The 20180-nt window shown below is 71.7% G+C and carries 15 protein-coding genes; 6 read left to right on the top strand and 9 right to left on the bottom strand.

The features are described from left to right. Positions 1 to 120: 120 nt before the first annotated feature. Positions 121 to 900, top strand: a complete 780-nt coding sequence (locus AB8Z75_RS05035; protein ID WP_369200133.1) for a class I SAM-dependent methyltransferase — start codon at positions 121 to 123, stop codon at positions 898 to 900. Positions 901 to 1185: 285 nt separating this feature from the next. Then, positions 1186 to 1800 (top strand): LysE family translocator, encoded by a 615-nt coding sequence (locus AB8Z75_RS05030; RefSeq protein WP_369200132.1) that lies wholly within the window; start codon positions 1186 to 1188, stop codon positions 1798 to 1800. Positions 1801 to 1883: 83 nt separating this feature from the next. Here the strand turns inward: AB8Z75_RS05030 and AB8Z75_RS05025 are convergent, their stop codons facing one another. From AB8Z75_RS05025 to AB8Z75_RS05015, 3 genes are read right to left on the bottom strand one after another with little or no spacing between them, the layout of a single operon-like run. After that, positions 1884 to 4835, bottom strand: a complete 2952-nt coding sequence (locus AB8Z75_RS05025; RefSeq protein WP_369200131.1) for an FAD-binding and (Fe-S)-binding domain-containing protein — start codon at positions 4833 to 4835, stop codon at positions 1884 to 1886. Positions 4836 to 4837: 2 nt separating this feature from the next. After that, on the bottom strand, positions 4838 to 6187 hold the full coding sequence (locus AB8Z75_RS05020; RefSeq protein WP_369200130.1) for an MFS transporter: 1350 nt from the start codon (positions 6185 to 6187) through the stop codon (positions 4838 to 4840). 51 nt (positions 6188 to 6238) lie between these two features. Continuing rightward, positions 6239 to 7522, bottom strand: a complete 1284-nt coding sequence (locus AB8Z75_RS05015; RefSeq protein ID WP_369200129.1) for a hydroxyacid-oxoacid transhydrogenase — start codon at positions 7520 to 7522, stop codon at positions 6239 to 6241. Positions 7523 to 7815: 293 nt separating this feature from the next. Here AB8Z75_RS05015 and AB8Z75_RS05010 point away from each other — a divergent pair, with 293 nt between their 5' ends. Beyond that, positions 7816 to 8622, top strand: coding sequence for an IclR family transcriptional regulator (locus tag AB8Z75_RS05010; RefSeq protein WP_369200128.1), 807 nt, complete (start codon positions 7816 to 7818; stop codon positions 8620 to 8622). A 61-nt stretch (positions 8623 to 8683) separates the two neighbouring features. Here AB8Z75_RS05010 and AB8Z75_RS05005 read toward each other — a convergent pair whose 3' ends face one another. The 3 genes from AB8Z75_RS05005 to ald all read right to left on the bottom strand — a co-directional run bounded on the left by AB8Z75_RS05005 (position 8684) and on the right by ald (position 12752). Then, on the bottom strand, positions 8684 to 9991 hold the full coding sequence (locus AB8Z75_RS05005; RefSeq protein WP_369200127.1) for an amino acid permease: 1308 nt from the start codon (positions 9989 to 9991) through the stop codon (positions 8684 to 8686). A gap of 225 nt (positions 9992 to 10216) precedes the next feature. Next, the gene (locus AB8Z75_RS05000) at positions 10217 to 11602 is read right to left on the bottom strand and encodes an aspartate aminotransferase family protein (protein WP_369200126.1); all 1386 of its coding nucleotides are present in this window, start codon (positions 11600 to 11602) and stop codon (positions 10217 to 10219) included. A gap of 34 nt (positions 11603 to 11636) precedes the next feature. After that, positions 11637 to 12752, bottom strand: a complete 1116-nt coding sequence (gene ald, locus AB8Z75_RS04995; protein WP_369200125.1) for an alanine dehydrogenase — start codon at positions 12750 to 12752, stop codon at positions 11637 to 11639. A gap of 124 nt (positions 12753 to 12876) precedes the next feature. Here ald and AB8Z75_RS04990 point away from each other — a divergent pair, with 124 nt between their 5' ends. Beyond that, positions 12877 to 13356, top strand: a complete 480-nt coding sequence (locus AB8Z75_RS04990; protein WP_369200124.1) for a GntR family transcriptional regulator — start codon at positions 12877 to 12879, stop codon at positions 13354 to 13356. Continuing rightward, positions 13311 to 14378 carry a PLP-dependent aminotransferase family protein gene (locus AB8Z75_RS04985; protein WP_369200150.1) on the top strand — a complete coding sequence of 356 codons (1068 nt, stop codon included), beginning with the start codon at positions 13311 to 13313 and terminating at the stop codon, positions 14376 to 14378. The genes AB8Z75_RS04990 and AB8Z75_RS04985 overlap by 46 nt, the downstream gene beginning before the upstream one ends. A 118-nt stretch (positions 14379 to 14496) precedes the next feature. Here the strand turns inward: AB8Z75_RS04985 and AB8Z75_RS04980 are convergent, their stop codons facing one another. The 3 genes from AB8Z75_RS04980 to AB8Z75_RS04970 are packed head-to-tail and all read right to left on the bottom strand — an operon-like array spanning position 14497 to position 17950. Beyond that, complete coding sequence (locus tag AB8Z75_RS04980; protein ID WP_369200123.1) at positions 14497 to 16212, bottom strand: cobalt chelatase; 1716 nt, start codon at positions 16210 to 16212, stop codon at positions 14497 to 14499. Continuing rightward, entirely contained in the window at positions 16209 to 17180 is a 972-nt protein-coding gene (locus AB8Z75_RS04975; protein ID WP_369200122.1) for an AAA family ATPase, read from the bottom strand. The genes AB8Z75_RS04980 and AB8Z75_RS04975 overlap by 4 nt, the downstream gene beginning before the upstream one ends. Next, positions 17177 to 17950 carry an IclR family transcriptional regulator gene (locus AB8Z75_RS04970; protein WP_369200121.1) on the bottom strand — a complete coding sequence of 258 codons (774 nt, stop codon included), beginning with the start codon at positions 17948 to 17950 and terminating at the stop codon, positions 17177 to 17179. The genes AB8Z75_RS04975 and AB8Z75_RS04970 overlap by 4 nt, the downstream gene beginning before the upstream one ends. A gap of 294 nt (positions 17951 to 18244) precedes the next feature. Between AB8Z75_RS04970 and xsc the strand changes: the two genes are divergently transcribed. Next, entirely contained in the window at positions 18245 to 20017 is a 1773-nt protein-coding gene (xsc, locus tag AB8Z75_RS04965) for a sulfoacetaldehyde acetyltransferase (protein WP_369200120.1), read from the top strand. The last annotated feature ends 163 nt before the right edge of the window (positions 20018 to 20180 follow it).

Raw genomic sequence — 20180 nt, 5'->3', positions numbered from 1 at the left:
ATCGGCTGACATCGGTGTGGCTCGGCGGGGCCCTCCGGGGCAGCCGCACCTCCGACGTCGGGGGCCCGCGGCGCCGGTGAGACTGCTGGGAAACGGCCCCTACCGAGAACGAGCACCTCCATGCCCAAGAACCTGACAGCCAACCGTGCCTCCCTCTCCCACCGCCTGTCCTACGCGCTGCGCCACCCCGGCCGCGTGCCACGGCATCTGCGCCGCACCGCCCGCGACACGTGGTTGCGCTACCGCGCGCCGGACCATGTCGCCTACTACCGGGCGGTCATGCGCTCGGACACGCGCCGCGATCCCGACGCGGCCGTGGGGGGCCGCAGCCGGGAGCGCTGGCTGGCCCTGGGCGCCATGCAGTTCGACTACCTGCTGGACCACGGGCTGCGCCCGGAACACCGGATGCTGGAGATCGGTTGCGGCAACCTGAGAGCGGGCTGGCGGTTCATCGAGTACCTGCGCCCTGGCCACTACTACGGCATCGACATCTCTCCCGACATCCTGTTCGCAGCGCAGGACACGCTCCAGCAGCAGGGGCTCCAGGGCCGGCTGCCGACACTGACGCCGGTGCGCGACCTCACGCTGGGCTTCCTGCCGGAGGGCGGGTTCGACGTGGTGCACGCGCACAGCGTGTTCTCCCACTCGCCACTGCCGGTGATCGAGGAGTGCTTCGCCCACATCGGCCGAGTCCTCGCCCCGGGCGGCTGGTTCGACTTCACCTTCGACCGTACGGAGGGTGAAGAACACCACGTGCTGCGGGAGGACTTCTACTACCGCACCGAGACGCTGGTCGCCCTCGCTGCCGACCACGGCCTGACCGCGCGCTTCATGGACGACTGGGAGGACCTCCCGCACGGCCAGTCCAAGATCCGCGTCACCCACCGAGCGCCAGGCTAGGACCTGCCTGCCCGAACCCCTGTCGGCCTCCTGTCGGATTCCTGTCGGCGTCCGTCATGTGCCGTCGGTCTCCTGGAGGCTTCGGAGCAGCCTGGGGCCTGGCCTGGCCGGCATCGGGACCGGGCCGGCATCGGGACCCCGGACCGGGCCCGCATCCGGATCGGGCCCTGATCTGGACCGGGGAGGCGGCGGGCGTTCGGCATGCATGTCGGCTCGTCGGCCGGAAGCGACAGCCGTCAGCCGCGGCGGCGCCTGCCCGAAGCAGCAGTCGGGAAGACTGCCGACATGATCGCGTGGCACTTCTTTCTTCCGGCGGCCTTCCTGATGGCGGTGATCCCGGGGGCCAACCAACTCCTCGGCTTGCGCAACGCCGCCCTGGCCGGGGCCCGGTACGCGCTGGTGGGGGTCGCGGGACGCTTCGCCGCCTTCGCCCTCCTCGTCACCTTGGTCGTTTCGGGACTCGGAACGGTCCTGGCGCAGTCAGCCGTCGCGTTCGAGGTCGTGCGGTGGCTCGGTGTCGCCTACCTGATGTGGCTGGGCGTCTCGGCTCTGTGGAAAGCGGGCACGGGCAGCCGTGACGCGGCCGGGGCAGTGCGCGTGCGCTATGCCGTCGCCGTGCGACAGGAGTTCGTCACCGCCCTGTCCAACCCGAAGGCCTTGCTGCTGTTCGCCTCGTTTCTGCCGCAGTTCCTTCCCGACGGGGCCGCGCCCTCCTCTCTCATCCCGCTCGCGGTCGCCTACGTCGCCGTCGAAGGGCTGGCCGCCCTGGTGTACATCGCGGCGGGGCGGTCTCTGCGGCACGAGCGCCGCATGCGCGTGCCGCGCCGCCGACTGGACCAGGCGACCGGTATCGGTTTCCTCGGCTTCGGCGGCTACCTCCTGTTCACGCACCGCCCCTGAACCGGCTCGACCGACCGGGTCTGGGTGCTGCGGCCGTTCCGCCGTCACCGCAGGCGGGGCCCTCGGGTGCGGCGGGCGGCGGTCTACTCCGCACGCGGCGTCCGTTCCCGCAGCGCACCGCGATCCGGGTGCTCAGCAGCGGGCGGCAACCGGCGCGCGAGCGCAGCGGGCGGCAGCCGGCGCGCGAGCAGTTGCGCCAGGTGCTCGCCCGAGCGGTCGGCCAGTGTGCTCAGCTGGGTACGGCAGCTGAAGCCGTCCGCCAGGATGCCGGTGTCCTGCGCGGCCTCGCGGACGGCGGGCAGGAGGCGGTGTTCCGCGACGGCGACGGAGACGTCGTGGTGGCCGCGTTCGACGCCGAAGTTGCCGGCCAGGCCGCAGCAGCCGCCGAGGCGTGTGACGTCGGCGCCTGCCCGGGTCAGCAGGGCGAGGTCCGTGTCCCAGCCCATGACGGCGTGGTGATGGCAGTGCGGCTGGGCGACGTAGGTGTCTCCCGACAGGTCGGGCGGGACCCACCCGGGTGTGCCTGCCAGCAGTTCGGCGAGGGTGCGGGTGGCGTCGGCGACCTCGGCCGCGGCCGAGGCGTCGGCGCCCTCCAGCAGCTCGGTGGCGTCGGAGCGCAGCACCCCCGTGCAGGAGGGTTCGAGCCCGACGACCAGCGCGCCGGCGCGGACGTGGGGGAGGAGCGCTTGCACGGTCGCCCGGATCCGCTTGGCCGCGCCGTCCAGTTGCCCCGTGGAGATCCAGGTGAGGCCGCAGCACACCGGGCGTGCCGTGACGGTGACCCGGTAGCCGGCGTCTTCGAGTACGGCGACCGCCGCCTGCCCCACCTCGGGTGAGAAGGCGTCGGTGAAGGTGTCGGTGAACAGGACGACGTCGCCGTGTCGACGTGGCCGCCCGTCGGGCCGCCGGGCGAACCAGCGGCGGAAGGAGGTGGGGGCGAAGGAGGGCAGGGGGCGTCGGGCGTCGACGCCGGCGCTCCAGCGCAGGAGCGGACGAAGGCCGGTTGAGCGCAGCACCCGGTTCGCGACCCGGGTGAGTACGGGCAGCCGGGTGACCAGGCGGGTCCAGGTGGGCAGCCGGCCCAGCGCGTAGTGGCTGCGGGGGCGCAGCCGCCGGCGGTAGCGCTGATGGAGGGCTTCCGCCTTGTAGGCGGCCATGTCGGTGCCCGTCGGGCAGTCCGAGGAGCAGCCCTTGCAGGACAGGCACAGGTCGAGCGCCTCGTGCAGCGCCTGCGATCGCCAGCCGTCGGGACCGAGCCGGCCGGAGACGACGTCCTGGAGGACGCGGGCGCGCCCGCGGGTGGAGTCCTTCTCCTCGCGGGTGGCCAGGTAGCTGGGGCACATCACGCCGCCCGCCGCCGTGGTGTCGGCGCGGCACTTGCCGACACCGGTGCAGCGGTGCACGGCCATGGACAGGTCGCCGCGGTCGTGCCGGTGGGCCAGGGCGAGGGTGGGCAGTTCGGTACGGCGCAACGGGCGGGCGTCGGCGGCGCGTACGGACGCGTCCACGGGTTCCGGCCGCACGATGACGCCGGGGTTGAGCAGGTCGTCGGGGTCGAAGACGCCTTTGACGCGGGCGAAGAGGTCTGTGGCTTCGGCCGAGTACATCAGCGGCAGCAACTCCCCTCGGGCCCGGCCGTCGCCGTGCTCACCGGAGAGGGAACCGCCGTGCCGGGCGACCGTCTCACCGGCCGCGAAGAGGAAGTCGCGCAGCGCTCCGGTGCCGCCGGGTGCGCCGAGCGGGAAGTCGATGCGGACGTGGACGCAGCCGTCACCGAAGTGGCCGTAGGGCAGGCCCGTGAGGCGGTGCTCGGACAGCAGCGCCTCGAACTCGCGCAGGTAGGCGCCGAGTCGTTCGGGTGGTACGGCCGCGTCCTCCCAGCCGGCGTGTGCGGGCTCGCCGTCAGGGGTGCGGGCGGCCAGTCCGGCGCCGTCCTCACGTATCCGCCACAGCGCTGCGGCGTGCCGGGAGTCGGTGATCACGCGGGAGTCCAGCGCTCCGGCGTCCTTGATCAGCCGTCCTGCCGCCGCGGTGAGCGCCGCGGTGTCCGGGCCGGCCAGCTCGACCAGCAGCCAGCCGTCCCCGCGGGGGAGTTCGGGGACCGCGGCTGTGCCTCGCCGGTCGGCGACGGTGCGGACGATACGCGCGTCGATCCCCTCGCAGGCGACGGGTGCGTGCGGAAGGAGTGCCGGTACGGCGTCCGCCGCCTCGGCCATCGTCGGATAGCCGAGGGCGACCAGGAGACGCGCCGGTTCGTCACGTACGAGCTGTACGCGCGCGGCCAGGGTGAGGCCGAGGGTCCCCTCGCTGCCGACGAGCGCCCGCGGGACGTCGAATCCCCGCTCCGGCAGGAGGTGTTCGAGGGAGTAGCCGGAGACCTGGCGGGGGAAGCGCCCCAGTTCGGTGCGGATGACCGCAAGGTCGGCGTGGACGGTTTCCGTCAGCTTCTCGAGGAGAGGGGAGCGCGCCGTCGTCCCCGGCACGTCGCCCAGGCGCAGCCGCTCGCCGGTGCCCGCGAGGATGTCGAGGCCGAGAACGTTGTCGCTGGTGCGGCCGTAGCCCAGCGCCCTGCTGCCGCAGGCGTTGTTGCCGAGCATGCCGCCGAGAGTGGCGCGGTTGTGGGTGGAGGGGTCGGGGCCGAAGCGCAGGCCGTGCGGGGCGACGGCCTGTTGCAGGCGGGCCTGGACGACACCGGGCTCGACGAGCGCGGTGCGGGCGTCCACGTCGACCTCCAGTACGTGGTCCAGGTGCCGGCTCGTGTCGACGACGACACCGGGCCCGACGGCGTTCCCCGCGATCGAGGTGCCGGCGCCGCGCATGGTGACGGGGACACCGTGCTCCCGGCAGACGGACAGGACGGCGGCGATCTCGTCGGTGTGGCGGGGGAAGACGACGGCGCTGGGCGGAATGCGGTAGAGCGAGGCGTCGGAGGCGTACAGGGACCGGGCGAGTGGCGAGTCGTCGGTCTCGGCCACGCCGGCGCGGTGCAGGGCGGCGGTGATCCCGTCGGTGCTGCGGGAGGGTGAGGTGGGCACGTTCACTGCCTTACGGGCGGAGGGGAGGCCGGCTGCGCGGCGGCGGGTACGGGCTCTGGGGCAGCGGCACGGGCGCGTCGTCGTGCCAGCACGGCGATGAGGACGACGGAGACCAGACTGACCGCGGACATGCCCACGATGTAGGTGACCATGAGCCACGGGCTGCCGTCTCCCGCGTTCAGCAGGCTGGTGAGGATGAGCGGGGTGCAGCCGCTGGCGAAGATCCCGGAGACCTGGTAGACGAACGACACGCCGCTGTAGCGGACGTTGGGCGGGAACAGCTCGGCGTACAGCGCTGCCTGCGGCCCGTACATGGCGCCGTAGAACAGGCCCAGTGTCACGACGAGCGTGCCGCCGATGACCAGCGCGGAGCCGGTGTCGAAGAGGACGAACGCCGGCACCGCCGAAGCGCCGAAGAGCGCGGCTCCCAGCCCGAACGTGCGCAGCCTGCCGAACCGGTCGGAGACGGCTCCCCACAGCGGGATCATGGGCACGCACACCGCCGCGGCCACCATGACCCCGATCAGCGCGTGGGTCCTGGGCACGTCCAGTTCGGTCGTGGTGTAGGCGATGGCGAAGACGCCCCAGGTGTTGAAGGCGATGCCCTCGGCCATGCGGGTGCCCATGCCGAGCAGCAGGTTGAGCTTGGAGGTGCGCAGGAGTTCGACGATGGGGATGCGGGCCTGTGTGTCCTCCTTCCTGACGGCCTGGAAGTCCGGGGTCTCGAAGACCTGCAGGCGGATCCAGAGCCCGAGCAGGACGAGGAGGGCGCTCAGCAGGAAGGCGATGCGCCACCCCCAGGCGAGGAACTGCTCGCTGGACAGGGCGCTGGACAGGAGCGCGAAGACGCCCGTGCCCAGCATGAGTCCGGCCGGCACGCCGATCTGGGGCCAGCTTCCGTAGTAGCCCTTGCGGCCTTCCGGCGCGTGCTCGACCGACATCAGCACGGCGCCGCCCCACTCGCCGCCGATGCCGATGCCTTGGATGATGCGGAGGAGGACCAGCAGGATCGGCGCCCAGACGCCGATGGTGCCGTAGGTGGGCAGGACGCCGACGAGGAAGGTGCCGATGCCCATGAGGAACATGGTGGTGATGAGGGCGGTCTTGCGGCCGACCCGGTCGCCGAAGTGGCCGAAGATCAGGCCGCCCAGGGGGCGTGCGACGAAGCCGACGGCGAACGTGGCGAAGGCGATGAGCGTGCCGACGACGCTGTCGAAGCGGGGGAAGAACAGCTTGTCGAAGACGATGCCGGCGGCGGTGCCGTAGAGGAAGAAGTCGTACCACTCGATGGTGGTACCGATGGCGCCGGCCAGGGCGGCCTTACTGGTCGGCGACTGCGCGGTTGCGGGCATGCGAATGCCTCCGGAGGGGGCGCAGGGGGAGGGGCTTGCCGGGCGTGCCGGTCACCAGTTGCGGAGTGACTCGCGGAAGATGCGGCCGGCGGCTTCGGCCGTCAGGGGACGCGGGGTGACGGACAGTTGGCGGGACTGCTTGAGCGTGCCGGACACGAGGGTGTCGAGGTCGTCCTCGGTGAAGCCGAAGGCGGAGACACCGGTCGGCATGTCGATGTCGCGCTGGAGTTCGCGCAGGACGCGGGGGAGGGCTTCGGCGCCCTCGTCGGGGTCGACGGGACGGCCGCCGATCAGTTCGGCGGCGCGCAGGTGGCGCTGCGGGTTCGAGGGGTAGGTGAAGCGGAACGCCGCCATCGCCGTGGAGGCGACGGCCTGGCCGTGCGGCACCATGGGCATCGGGGGGTAGCCCTCGGCATGGTAGTTCTCGACGGCGCCGGCGATCGGGTAGGCGTTGGCGTGCGGGATGTGTGTTCCGGCGTTGCCGAATCCCATGCCGGTGACGGCGGAGGCGTAGGCCATGCCGTAGCGGGCGCTGAGGTCGTTGCCGTTCATCACCGCCCTGCGCAGGTGGGTGCCGACCAGTTCCATGGCCTTCTCGCACCACACGTCGCTGACGGGGTTGGCCCCGCAGAAGGCGGCGCGTGCCTTGGCGTTGGGGAAGGCGGGCCGGGCGTCGAAGGAGAGCGCCGTGTAGCTCTCTGCGGCGTGGGTGAGGACGTCCATGCCGCTGGCCGCGGTGACGGCGGGGGGCACGGACAGTGTGGTGAGCGGGTCGACGACGGCGAGCGCGGGCCGCAGCCGCGGGTGGCTGACGCCGGCCTTGAGCCGCAGGTTCAGCAGGTCGACGACGCAGATGGTGGTCGCCTCGGAGCCGGTGCCCGCCGTCGTCGGTACGGCTATCAGCGGCCGGACCGGCTGCTCGGGCACCTTGCCGCCGCCGATGGGCGGGGCGATGTAGTCCATGAGGGTGCCCGGCTGGGTGGTGAGCAGGTTGACGGCCTTGGCCGTGTCCATGGCCGAGCCGCCGCCGACGGCGATGAAGCCGTCCCAGGGGCCTGAGCGGGCGAAGGAGACGGCTTCCTCGATGCTGGCGTCGGTCGGCTCGACGGCCACGCCGTCGAAGACGTCGACGTCCAGCCCGGCCGTCTTCACGGCGTGGGCGACCCGGTCGGGTACGCCGCTCGCCGCGACTCCGGGGTCGGTGATGACCAGGGCGTGCCGGACGCCGAGGGCCTGGAGGTCCTCGCCGATCTCGGCGAGGGCGCCGAGGCCGAACTTCAGGGGCGGGGCCGCCCAGGTGAAGACGGACTCGGTCGGGTGGTCGAAGGACGGCACGGGGTCTCCTCGTTGTCGGGGGAGTGCGGGCGGCCGATGGCCGTGCTCCGTTGCGGCGGTGCGGCCGGTGGGCTGGAGGCCGGACCGGGACCGCAGGAGCAAGATCTTTGGAAGGGCATCCACAATGTGGAGTGAGTGGCACGCTAGAGGTGCCCCGACAGAGGGTCAAGGGTCTTGCGGCACACGGATCACACCGCCGGTAGGCTGCACGGGGCACGGGCCCGAAGCGCCACAGGGTGAGAGGACGGAGGCCGGCTGCAGTGGGAGACACCTCGGAGCGGCACGGACGAGGGATGTCCGAGAGCCCGGCCGGAACGCAGGCCGTCGGCCGGGCCCTTGCCGTACTCCGGCTGTTCATCGAAGCCGAGGGCGACGTTCAGATCACCGAGATCACCCAGCGTCTCGGCCTCACGCCGGGAACCGCGCACCGCGTCGTCGGCGCCCTGGCGGCCGAAGGCTTCCTCGTCCGCAACCCCGCGACGGACGGCTACTACCTCGGCAGCACCGCCATCCTGCTCGGCCAGGCCGCCCAGCGGACTTTGGGCGCCGACCGGGCCATGCCTCTGCTCAAGCAGCTCAACGCGGAGACGAACGAGTCGGTCAACCTCGTCGTGCGGGACGGTGACGAGTCGGTGGTGGTGATGCGGGTCCAGTCGACGCTGCCCCTCCGCTTCGAACAGCACCCGGGTGCCCGCTTCCCGCTGTACTCCACGGCGTCCGGCAAGGCGATGATGAGCCGCGCCCAGGACACCGAGGAGTACGTCCGCTCGCTCCCCGCACGCCTGCCCGCGGTCACCCCGCACACCGTCGCCACTCCCCGGCGGCTGTCCGGCGAGTTGGAACGCACGCGCGCACGCGGCTACAGCATCGACAACGAGGAGAACGTCGAGGGCGTGCGCTGCATCGGCGCACCGGTGCTGGACGCGCACGGCCACGCCCACGCGGCCGTGGTCGTCCAGGTGCCGTCCGTCCGGCTGCCCGACGCGCGCATCGAGAAGCTCGCGCCGCGGCTGATCGAGGTGGCCGACCAGGTGGCCCAGGTCGTCCCTTCCGACCGCACGATGCGATCGGCGCACCGCCGCACCGAGCCGGGCCGATGAGCCGGGGCGGGGGTGCGCCCCCGCCCCGGCTCATCGGCCCGGTGTTCGTTTGCCCCGTCGGTCAGTTCCGCTCTCGTCGCCGCCGCAGCGCGTACGCGCCGAGGACCACCACCAGGGTCAGTGTGCTGGCGACGAAGTCCATGCGGGTCTCGGGAAGAAAGGCCATCGCGAGGATCACCACGGACATCGCGGCGACCGTGAACCAGCTCAGATACGGGTAACCCCACATCTTCAGCGTCAGCGCACCCGGATCCTCGCGCTCCAACTGCCGCCGCAGCCGGACCTGGGAGAGAGCGACGAGCAGGTAGACGAAGAGCGCGACGGCACCGTAGGAGTGGACGATGAACGAGAAGACGGTGTCGGGGGAGACGTAGGCGAAGACCACCGAGACGTAGCCGAGCACGGTGGCCAGCAGAATCGCGCGGCGCGGTACCCCGTTGCCGCTGAGCCGGGTGAGGCCGCGCGGTGCGTCGCCGTTGCGGGTCAGCGCGAAGACGATGCGGGACGCGCTGTAGAGGCCCGCGTTGAGCGCCGACAGGACGGCGACGAGGATGATCAGGCGCATCACGTCGGCGGCGGCCGGTATCCCGATCTGCTGGAGCGCGGCCACGTAAGGACCGTCGCCGATGCTCTTGGAGTTCCACGGCACGATCGCCACGATCAGGAAGATCGAACCGACGTAGAAGAGCAGCACACGCAGCACCACCGAGTGCGTGGCCCGGGCGACCGCTCGGCGCGGTTCTTTGGACTCGGCGGCGGCCAGCGCCGCGATCTCCGCGCCGGTGAAGAAGCCGACGGCCGGGATCACGGAGGTCAGGGCAGGTCCGAAGCCCTTGGGTGCGAAGCCGCCGTGATCGGTCAGGTTCCCCACATCGGCGTGGGCGCCGGGCCACAGGCCGACGACGAACGCCAGGCCCACGACGAGGAAGACGACGATCGCGGCGATCTTCAGCGAGGCGAACCAGTACTCGAACTCGCCGAAGGACTTCACCGAGAAGAGGTTGACCACCGTCAGCAGCACCATCAGACACAGGCTGATGACCCACAGGTCGATGCCTGGCAGCCAGGCGTGGACGATCGTGGCTCCGGTGACGGCCTCCAGAGCGACGACGTTGACCCAGAAGTACCAGTAGAGCCAGCCGATGGTGAAGCCGCCCCACGGGCCGAGGGCCAGCCGCGCGTACGCGTAGAAGGACCCCACCGCCGGGCGGGCCACCGCCATCTCGCCGAGCATCCGCATCACGAGAACGGCGAGCCCGCCCGCCAGCAGGAACGAGACGATGGAGACGGGTCCCGTCTCGCCGATGACGACACCGCTGCCGACGAACAGTCCGGCTCCGATCACGCCACCCAGCGCGATCAGTGTCATGTGGCGCTGCTTGAGCCCGTTGTGCAGTCCCGCGTTCGGCTCCGCGGCGTCGGGCTCCCCACAAGCCCCGGATCCGGCGGGTTCCTGGGACTCGGCGGGTGCCTGGCTCCCGCCGAGTACCCCGGCTCCGCCGGGGGGTTCGTGCCCCCCGGATGCCGGTCCGGGCACACGCGGAGGGTCCGGTGTGGTTTCGGCCGTTCCGTCCTGTCGCACAGGGTGCCCCTCTCAGCCGTGGACGCTGCGCGCCACGTCGTCCACCATCACCGCGATGCCGGCGAGGAGTTCGCCGAGCACCTCGCGGTCGGCCACCAGGGGCGGCGAGACCATCAGCATCGTGGCGCCCCGGTCGTCGGGCCGCAGCACCACTCCGGTCTTGCGGAACGCGGCGGGCAGCACCTCGCGCAGCACCCGCGCCGACTGCTCCTCGCTCAGCTCGGCGCCCGCGTCACGGTCGGCGGTGAACTCGACCGCGTAGAAGAATCCCATGCCGCGGACGTCCTTGACGACGCGGTGCTGCTGCTTGATCTCCTCCAGGCCGGCACGGAGCTCGGGGCCGAGGGTGCGGACGTTGTCGAGCACGTGCTCGTCGCGCATCGCGGTGATGTTGGCGACCGCGACGGCGGTCGACACCGGGTGCCCGCCCCACGTCGCGCCGTGGGTGAACGTGCCGCCGAGCGGCGAGTCGTAGAGCGCCCGTACCAGCGGCTCGCGAGCGATCATCCCGCCGAGTGGCGCGTAGCCCGAGGTCGCGCCCTTGGCGAAGGTGATCATGTCGGGGACGGTCCCGAACGCCCCGCTGCCGAACCAGTGGCCCAGCCTGCCGAACGAGCAGATGACCTCGTCCGCGACGAGCAGCACCCCGTGCCGGTCGCAGATCCTGCGCAGCTCCTGCCAGTAGCCGTCGGGCGGCACCAGCGCGCCGCGTCCGTTCTGCACCGGCTCGGCGAAGACGGCGGCGACCGTCTCGGGGCCCTCCTCGACGATGGCCCGCTCGATGGCGCGGACGCACTCCAACGCGTCGGCGGGCCCCTGGTCCCCGGTGAAGCCGAGAGTGTTGGGGACGTGCCGCACCCCCTCCAGCAGCGGCATGAACGGTTCACGGATCTTCGGCAGCCCGGTCACGGACAGGGCCCCCAGCGTCACGCCGTGGTAGGCCATGCTGCGGCTGATGATCTTCGTACGCTCGGGCCGGCCCTGGCTCCTGTGGTACTGCCGCGCGAACTTGATGGCCGTCTCGACGGCCTCGGAGCCCGAGTTGACGAACCACGTCACGTCCAGGTCGCCGGGTGCCAGCTCGGCGATGAGACTCGCGGCCTCCACGGACGGCGGATGTGCGGCGCCCCAGTTGGTCGAGTACGCCATCGTCTCCATCTGCTGTGCCGCGGCCGAGACGATGTCGGAGCGGCTGTGGCCCATGTTCACGCAGAACAGGCCGGCCAGCCCGTCGAGGAACCGGCGCCCCTGCTCGTCATAGAGGTGGCAGCCCTCGCTGCGGACGAAGACGGGCAGTTCCTCGTTCTGCCAGACGTCCCGTCGGGTGAAGTGCTGGCCCAGGTGCGCCTGCGCTTTGGCGCGGAGGCCGGAGTCGGTGCCTGTGGTGGTCACGGTCACGGTGAGCTCCTCTCGAAGGTGTGGTGGTGTGCGGTCAGTGCAGGAGGGAGGCGGCGTCGGTGTGCTCCAGCCCGTGCGCCTCGGCGACGGGCCGGTAGGTCACTCGGCCGTCCAGGACGTTGACGCCCCGCAGCACGGCGGGGTCGGCCTGGGCGGCGCGGGCCAGACCGTTCCCGGCGATGGACATGACGTAGGGCAGCGTGACGTTCGTCAGCGCGTAGGTGGAGGTGTTCGGCACGGCACCCGGCATGTTGGCCACGCAGTAGAAGAGCGAGTCGTGCACCGGGTAGACGGGATCGGTGTGCGTCGTGGGGTGGGAGTCCTGGAAACACCCGCCCTGGTCCACCGCGATGTCCACCAGCACCGAGCCCGGGCGCATGCCCGAAACCATCTGGTTGGTGACCAGCTTGGGCGCCCGCGCGCCCGGTACGAGCACCGCTCCGATCACCATGTCGGCGTCGGCGACGGCGGCTTCGAGTTCGTACGAGTTGGACGCGACCGTGGTGATCCGGCCCTGGTACATCCGGTCGGCGGCGCGCAGCTTGTCGACGTTCAGGTCGAGCAGCGTGACGTCGGCCCACATGCCGGTGGCCACGGCGACCGCGTTCATCCCCGAGACGCCCGCGCCGATGACGGTGACCTTCGCGGGCCGGGTGCCGGAGACGCCGCCCATCAGGACACCGCGTCCGCCGGCGGCCCGCATCAGGTGGTACGCACCGACCTGGGGCGCGAGCCGCCCGGCCACCTCCGACATCGGGAAGAGCAGCGGCAGCGAGCCGTCGGCCGGCTGCACCGTCTCGTAGGCGACACCGGTGATGCCCGAGGCGAGCATCGCCTCCGTGCACTCCAAAGAGGCGGCGAGGTGGAGGTAGGTGAAGAGGGTCTGGCCCGCCCGCATCCGCGGGTACTCCTCGGCCACCGGCTCCTTCACCTTGAGCACCAGCTCGGCCTCGCCCCACACCTCGTCGGCCGAGCGCAGCACGGTGGCGCCCGCGGCCTTGTAGTCGGTGTCGGCGATGGACGATCCGGCGCCCGCCTCCTCCTCGACGTACACGGTGTGGCCCGCACGGGTCAGTTCGTGGACGCCCGAGGGGGTGATGGCAACGCGGTACTCGTGGTTCTTGACCTCTTTGGGGATGCCGATCCGCATAACGAACTCCCATCTGCGCAGCTCTGTCCAGCGGCTGCGATGGGGTTTAGATTGCGAGCCCAACTGGTCCGGCGAAAAGTGCCAGGACCGGCGACTCTGATGGGACCAGACGGCGGGAGGCAGCATGCCACGCACGGTGATCGAGGTGGACCGGGAGTCGGGCGAGCCCCTCTACCGGCAGCTCCGCAAGGCGATCGAGCACGGCATAGGGTCCGGCCTGGTGGATGCGGAGGGCCAACTGCCCTCATCCCGGGAACTCGCCCGTGAGCTGGGACTTTCCCGGAACACGGTGAACGCCGCCTACCAGGAGTTGGTCGCCGAGGGCTTCGTCGAGAGCCGCGCCCGCCAGGGCCTGTTCGTCAACCGCGAGATGCGCCCGTACTGTGCTGTGGAACCCGCTGCCGTCGTCCGGCCCTACGACTGGTCGGCACGGCTGGGCAACCTTCCCAGCCGTGCCGACCCGCTGCATGCGCCCGTACTGTGCTSGCCGACCCGCTGCCGCACATCGAGAAGCAGACCGACTGGGTCGGCTACCCTTACCCCTTCCTGGCCGGGCAGGTGGACTTCCGGGCTTTCCCCGCGCGCGCCTGGGCACGGGCGCTGAACGACGCCCTATACCACCCGCACGCCCAGTTCAGCCTCCAGGACAGCATCGCCGCCGACGATCCGCTGCTGGTGGAGACGTTGTGCACCCGGCTGCTGCCCGCCAGGGGCGTGCGCGCCGAGCCCGACGAGGTACTGGTCACCGTCGGCTCCCAGCAAGGCCTCGATCTGCTGAGCCGTGCCCTGCTGGGCCGCGGCTCGGTGGTGGCGGTCGAGGACCCCGGCTACCTGGACGCCCGGCACATCTTCGCGCGCTCCGGCGCCGAGCTGCGCCCCCTGCCCGTCAACGCCTCCGGCCTCCAGCCACCCGCCACACTCGCCGGTGTCGACCTGCTGCACGTCACCCCGAGCCACCACCATCCCACCAACGTGACACTCAGCATCGGCCGTCGTCGCGAACTGCTCGCGCTCGCCCGTGAGTCGGGCACCGCGATCGTGGAGGACGACTACGACAGCGAGTTCCGCTACCAGGGCAGGCCCACACCGGCGCTCAAGGGCCTGGACGAGACAGGGCAGGTCGTCTACCTGGGGACCTTCTCGAAGTTCCTCGCGCCCGGGCTGCGGCTCGGCTACCTGGTCGCCTCGCGTGAACTCGTACGGGAACTGCGCGACATCCGGCGCTACTCGGTGCGGCACCCGTCAGGGCACACCCAGCGTGCCCTGGCGCTGTTCATCCGCTCCGGTGAGTACCACAGGGCCGTGCGGCGCTACCGCGCCCGGCTGCTGCGCAAGTGGGAGGCGGCCTGCACGGCCGTCAACACGCACCTGCCATGGCGCTCCTCGCCGCCGCCCGGCGGCGTCAGCCTCTGGATGACGGGCCCTCCCACGCTCGACGGGCGGCGTCTGGCGCAGCTGGCCCAGCGGCGCGGGGTGCTGATCGAACCCGGCGACCTCTACTTCCTGGGGGACGACCCGCCCCGCAACCACTTCCGCATCGGCCTGGCCGCGCCCCAGCTGGCCGCGATCGACCCGGGGATCGCGATCCTGGGCGAGTTGGTGGAGGCGGCGACGGGGCACGGATGAGGCCGCGGCTCGTGCCCGTCGGCGCGCCCGCTCGCGGACGTGCCGGCGAACGGGCGCGCCGAGGGGCACGAGCGCGCCGAGCACGACGGGCGCCACCGCGTCGGTCAGGTCGGCGTCATCACGGACGGCAGGCCGCGGGAAGCAGCCGCGCGGCGAGCGCCATCGGGGCGGCCGGATCCAGTACCGAGGTGCGGGACAGATACGGGCTCAGGTCGCCGCCCACCGTCAGCCCGTGCAGCTCCACCGTGTTCTCGGCCTCGATCCGTGCGGCAACCGACGCCAGATGGGCGTCCAGCAGGTGCGTCTGGTTCGCCTGGGCCGTGGCGCCGTCCATCGGCCCGCCGTCCGAGACCAGGAACAGCAGCCGGCGCCCTTCCGGACGCCGCGCGGCACGGCCCGCGGCCCACTCCAGCGCCTCACCGTCCAAGCCCTCGCGGTACAGGTCCGGCTTGAGCAGCGCCGCGAGGGCGGCCCTGGCGCGGCGGTAGGGCACCTCGGCGTCCTTGACGACAAGGTGCAGCCGCTCGTTGAGCCTCCCCGGGTGCGCGGGGCGGCCCGCACGCAGCCAGTCGCGGTGGGCGCGGCCACCGTGCCACGCGGACGTGGTGAAACCCAGGATCTCACTCGGCACCCCCGCGAGATCGAGGGCCCGTGCCCACACGTCGAGGAGCGCTGCGAGCTGTTCCCTGTGCTGCTTCATCGAACCCGAGCAGTCCAGCAGGAACGTCACCACCGCGTCCGGTCGGGGCTCGGCCCGCCGGGTGCGAAAGACGCGCCGTTCACCGGGGGAGACGACCAGCCGCGCCAGCGCCCGCCCGTCGACCAGGCCTTCCTCCTGGCCGCCCGCCCAGTCACCGGGCCCGGGCACGGCCAGCCGTGCACGCAGTTGCCTCGCCAGCCGCGCCGCGTGCGGACGCGCCTCCTCGACTCGCTGGTCCAGCCTGGTGCGGAACGCGCGGACGAGCGCGGGCCTCAGGAGGGTGTGGGCCGCGCGCTCCCGGTCGTAGGCGGTGGTGAAGACCCGATATTCCGTGCCACTGTCCGCGCTGCCCGCGGTGCCGGCGCCTCCTGCCGCCACACCGCCGTCCTCCGCACCCTCCTCCAACAGCAGCGAGAAGCGCGGCTCCTCCCTGCCGCGGGGCCGGTCCCGCCCCTTGCCGCCCGCTTCGTCCTCGTTCAGCATCGCGGTGACGACGCGGGCCACGGCCGCGGCGTGCGGCGCGTACGCGGCCTGGTCGGCGCGGTGCCGCCGCAGCGCGGCGAGGTGAGGGCCGAGCCGGGCACCGAGCGCCGCCCGTGTCGCCTCGATCAGGTCCTCGGTCTCCGAGAGCACCGGCACCCCCAGCACCCGGGAGCGGCAGACCTCCAGTGTCGTGTGGAGCAGCAGGCCGCGTGCGGTCGCTGTCAGCCCTGAATGGTGGAAGGCGCGGGCCCACTCGGTGTGGCGACGGCGCAGATTGCGCACCATGCCGGGAAACCGGGCCGGGACGAGGGACTCGACGCGGTACTGCTCCAGCGTCTCGAACAGCAGACGCTCCACCGGATGCCCGGGGCGCATCCTCGCGTGCAACGCGGCATCGGACCGGAGCAGCCTCAGGGCCAGTCCGTCCGCCACGCCGCGCAGCGCCGCATGGCCGTCCGCGGGGGAGGGGCGCAGATGCGCGGCGTGCGCGGGGACGGGGGTGCGGCCGTCGTGCAGCCGGTGGCCGCGGAACGTCAGCTGCGGTGTGCCGCTCAGGGCCCGTACGGCCGCCGCGCACAGCTCCTCGGCGGTGGGCTCGGTGATGTCCTCGGAGGCGGGCCGCGGCCCGGACTCGGCGGCAGATGCGGTCACGCCGGCTCCAGCTCGCGGTCGAAGCAGCGCTGGTAGAACTCGGCGACGAGGGGGCGTTCGTCCTCGTCGCACTTGTTGAGGAACGAGAGCCGGAACGCGAGCGCCACGTCGTCGAACAGCTCCGTGTTCTCCGCCCAGCTGATGACGGTGCGGGGCGACATCAGGGTCGACAGATCGCCCGTGCGGAAGCCGGAGCGCGTCAGCCCCGCGACCGCGACCATCGCCTCCACGAGCGCCGGGCGCCCGAGCCCGGGGACGCGGGCCCGCACGATGGCCGCCTCCTCGTGCGGGGGCAGGTGGTCGAGCGCGGCGACGATGTTCCAGCGGTCCAGCTGCGCGTGGTTGAGCCGCTGCGCACCCCGGTAGAGGCCGTACGGGTCGCCGAGGCCCACCGTGTTGGCGGTGGCGAAGAGCCGGAAGGACGGGTGCGGCTCCAGCACCCGGTTCTGGTCGAGGAGCGTGAACTTGCCGTCGCGCTCCAGCAGCCGCTGGATCACGAACATCACCTCAGGCCGCCCCGCGTCGTACTCGTCCAGGACGAGAGCGACCGGCCGCTGCAGCGCCCAGGGGACGACCCCCTCCTGGAACGCGGTGACCTGCTTGCCGTCCCGCAGCGTGACCGTGTCCTTGCCCACCAGGTCGAGGCGGCTGAGATGCCCGTCCAGATTCACGCGGACGCACGGCCAGTTGAGGCGCGCCGCGACCTGCTCGACGTGGGTGGACTTCCCCGTGCCGTGCGGGCCCTGGAGCAGTACGCGGCGGTTGTGCGTGAAGCCCGCGAGGAGCGCGCGGGTGACGTCCGGGTCGAAGCGGTAGGCGTCGTCGCGCTCCGGCACGTGTGCGGAGGGCTCGCTGAACGCGGGGACCTTGAGGTCGGCCGGGAGACCGAAGACCTCCCGCGCGCTCACCCGGGTGTCGGGGCCCGTCGCCTCGTGTGCTCGTATCGCCTCCGGCGCCATCTCGTTCATTCCTGTCCTCCTTCGTGTTCGACGCGGGCGATGGCCTCGGCCGCGCGTTGCAGCGCGGGCAGCAGGTGCAGCGCCTTGTCGGCGGTGAGCCGCATGACCGGTGCCTGGACGGCGACGCACTGGTTGGAGCGGCCGGCCGGGGAGGGGACCAGCACGGCCACGCAGACGAGACCGGGCAGGAACTCCTCGTCGTCCACCGCGAAACCGTCCCGCCGCACGCGGGCGAACTCCTCCTCCAGCGGCCCCGGCTCGGTCACGGTGTGGGGCGTGTACTGCTTCAGCGGCGCGTGCGAGAGGAGCTTCGCGCGCTGGCCGGGGCTCATCTGGGAGAGGATCATCTTGCCGCTCGCCGAGCAGTGCGCCGGGACGCGCGAGCCGGGGCGCAGATAGAAGCGCAGCGGCTCGGGGGTCTCGACGCGGTCGAGATAGACGACCTCGTTGCCGGAGAGCGCGGTGACGTTGCAGCTCTCCCCGATCTCCTCCACCAGGTGGCGCAGCACCGCATGTCTGGCGCCGTGGTGCGTGGCGTTGAGCAGCAGGTTCTCGGCCAGTCTGCGCAGCCGTGCGCCCGTGCCGTAGTGCCGTCCGTCGCTCTGCCGTATCAGGAGGCCCGCACCTTCCAGCTGCTGCAGCATGCGGTGCAGCGTCGGCTTCGGCATCCCCGTTTCGTCCACGAGGTCCTGGAGGGTGACGAGCCGGTCCTTGGCGGCTATCAGCTCCAGCAGCGCGAACAGCCGGATGGTGGGCGTTTCGCCGTTGAGTGTGTCCATGTGTGTGCGCCTCCGGGCGGGTTCTGCGACGGCTCCCGTGGTCGACCATCGGTTCCGGAAAACAAGCTAGCAGGTACCGATTTACGGAACACATGGTTGACGAGGCCGTCGGCGGCTCCCTATCGTCCAGTGCGATCCCGGATTCAGGAACACAACGTACCGATTTCTCGACTGCTGCGGCGAGTTGCCGCGTTCTCCCTCCGGGGCCCGCCCCCGCCCCGCCAACGGACCGGACCGCTGAGCGGACCGCCGGACCGCTGACGCGTGCCGCACTTGAAGTGAAGGAGCTGGACCATGAGCGAGCAACAGAAGATGACCCCCTCCGAAGCCTTCGTCGAGACACTGGCCGCCAACGGCGTGACCGACATCTTCGGCATCATGGGCTCGGCTTTCATGGACGCGATGGACATCTTCGCGCCCGCCGGCATACGTCTCGTGCCCGTCGTCCACGAGCAGGGCGCCGCGCACATGGCCGACGGATACGCCCGCGTCAGCGGTCGGCACGGTGTCGTCATCGGCCAGAACGGCCCCGGCATCAGCAACTGCGTCACCGCCGTGGCCGCCGCCTACTGGGCGCACAGCCCCGTCGTGATGATCACGCCGGAAGCAGGCACCATGGGCATGGGCCTGGGCGGCTTCCAGGAGGCCAACCAACTCCCCATGTTCCAGGAGTTCACCAAGTACCAGGCCCACGTCAACAACCCCCGGCGCATGGCCGAGTTCACCGCACGCGCCTTCGACCGCGCCATGTCCGAGATCGGCCCCACCCAGCTCAACATCCCCCGCGACCACTTCTACGGCGAGATCGAGACCGAGATCCCCGAGCCGATGCGCGTCGACCGGGGGGCGGGCGGTGAACGCAGCCTGAACGAGGCCGCCGAACTCCTGGCCACCGCCGAGTTCCCCGTCATCATCTCCGGCGGCGGAGTCGTCATGGCCGACGGCGTCGAGCAGTGCAAGGCCCTCGCCGAGCGGCTGGGCGCCCCCGTCGTCAACAGCTACCAGCACAACGACTCCTTCCCGGCGAGCCACCCCCAGTGGTGCGGCCCGCTCGGCTACCAGGGCTCCAAGGCCGCGATGAAGCTCATCTCCCGGGCCGACGTCGTGGTGGCCCTCGGCACCCGGCTCGGCCCCTTCGGCACCCTGCCGCAGCACGGCATGGACTACTGGCCCAAGAACGCGAAGATCATCCAGATCGACGCCGACCACACGATGCTCGGCCTGGTCAAGAAGATCACCGTGGGCATCTGCGGCGACGCCGCCGACGCCGCCGAGGCCCTGACGCGGCGCCTGGAGGGCAAGACCCTCGCCTGCGACGCCACCCGTGAGCGCCGCGCGGCCGAGACCGCGCAGGAGAAGGAGGCCTGGGAGACCGAGCTGAGCGAGTGGACCCACGAACGCGACCCCTACAGCCTCGACATGATCGCCGAACAGGACGCGGAGGAGGGCAACTGGCTGCACCCCAGGCAGGTGCTCCGCGAACTGGAGAAGGCCATGCCCGAGCGGGTCATGGTCTCCACGGACATCGGCAACATCAACTCGGTCGCCCACAGCTACCTGCGGTTCGAGGAGCCCCGCAGCTTCTTCGCACCGATGAGCTTCGGCAACTGCGGCTACGCGCTGCCCACCATCATCGGCGCCAAGGCAGCGGCCATGGACCGGCCCGCCATCGCCTACGCCGGTGACGGCGCCTGGGGCATGAGCATGGGCGAGATCATGACGGCCGTCCGCCACGACATCCCCGTCACCGCCGTCGTCTTCCACAACCGCCAGTGGGGCGCGGAGAAGAAGAACCAGGTCGACTTCTACGACCGGCGCTTCGTCGCCGGCGAGCTGGAGAGCGAGAGCTTCGCGGGCATCGGCCAGGCCATGGGCGCCGACGGCATCGTCGTCGACAACCTGGAAGACGTCGGCCCCGCGCTGCGGCGCGCCGTGGACCGGCAGATGAACGAGGGCAGGACGACCGTCGTCGAGATCATGTGCACCCGGGAGCTGGGCGACCCCTTCCGCCGCGACGCGCTGCAAAAGCCCGTCCGCTTCCTGGAGAAGTACCAGGACTACGTGTAGGAGCCGGTCCGTATCGGACCACGTGCGGAAGCCGGCACGTATCCGGCCGGCCGGGGCCCGAGGCAACCGGCCGGTGCCCGCCCGTCCCGCCGGGGACGGGCGGGCAGCGCCGGGGCGGGGAGGGCACCACCCCTCACCGGGCCCTGCCCGCCCCGGCGCTGCC

Source organism: Streptomyces sp. PU-14G (assembly GCF_041028275.1).
Classification (GTDB): domain Bacteria; phylum Actinomycetota; class Actinomycetes; order Streptomycetales; family Streptomycetaceae; genus Streptomyces.
The sequence above is the reverse complement of the archived record's forward strand: the minus strand, read 5'-3'. Positions and strand labels throughout refer to the sequence as shown.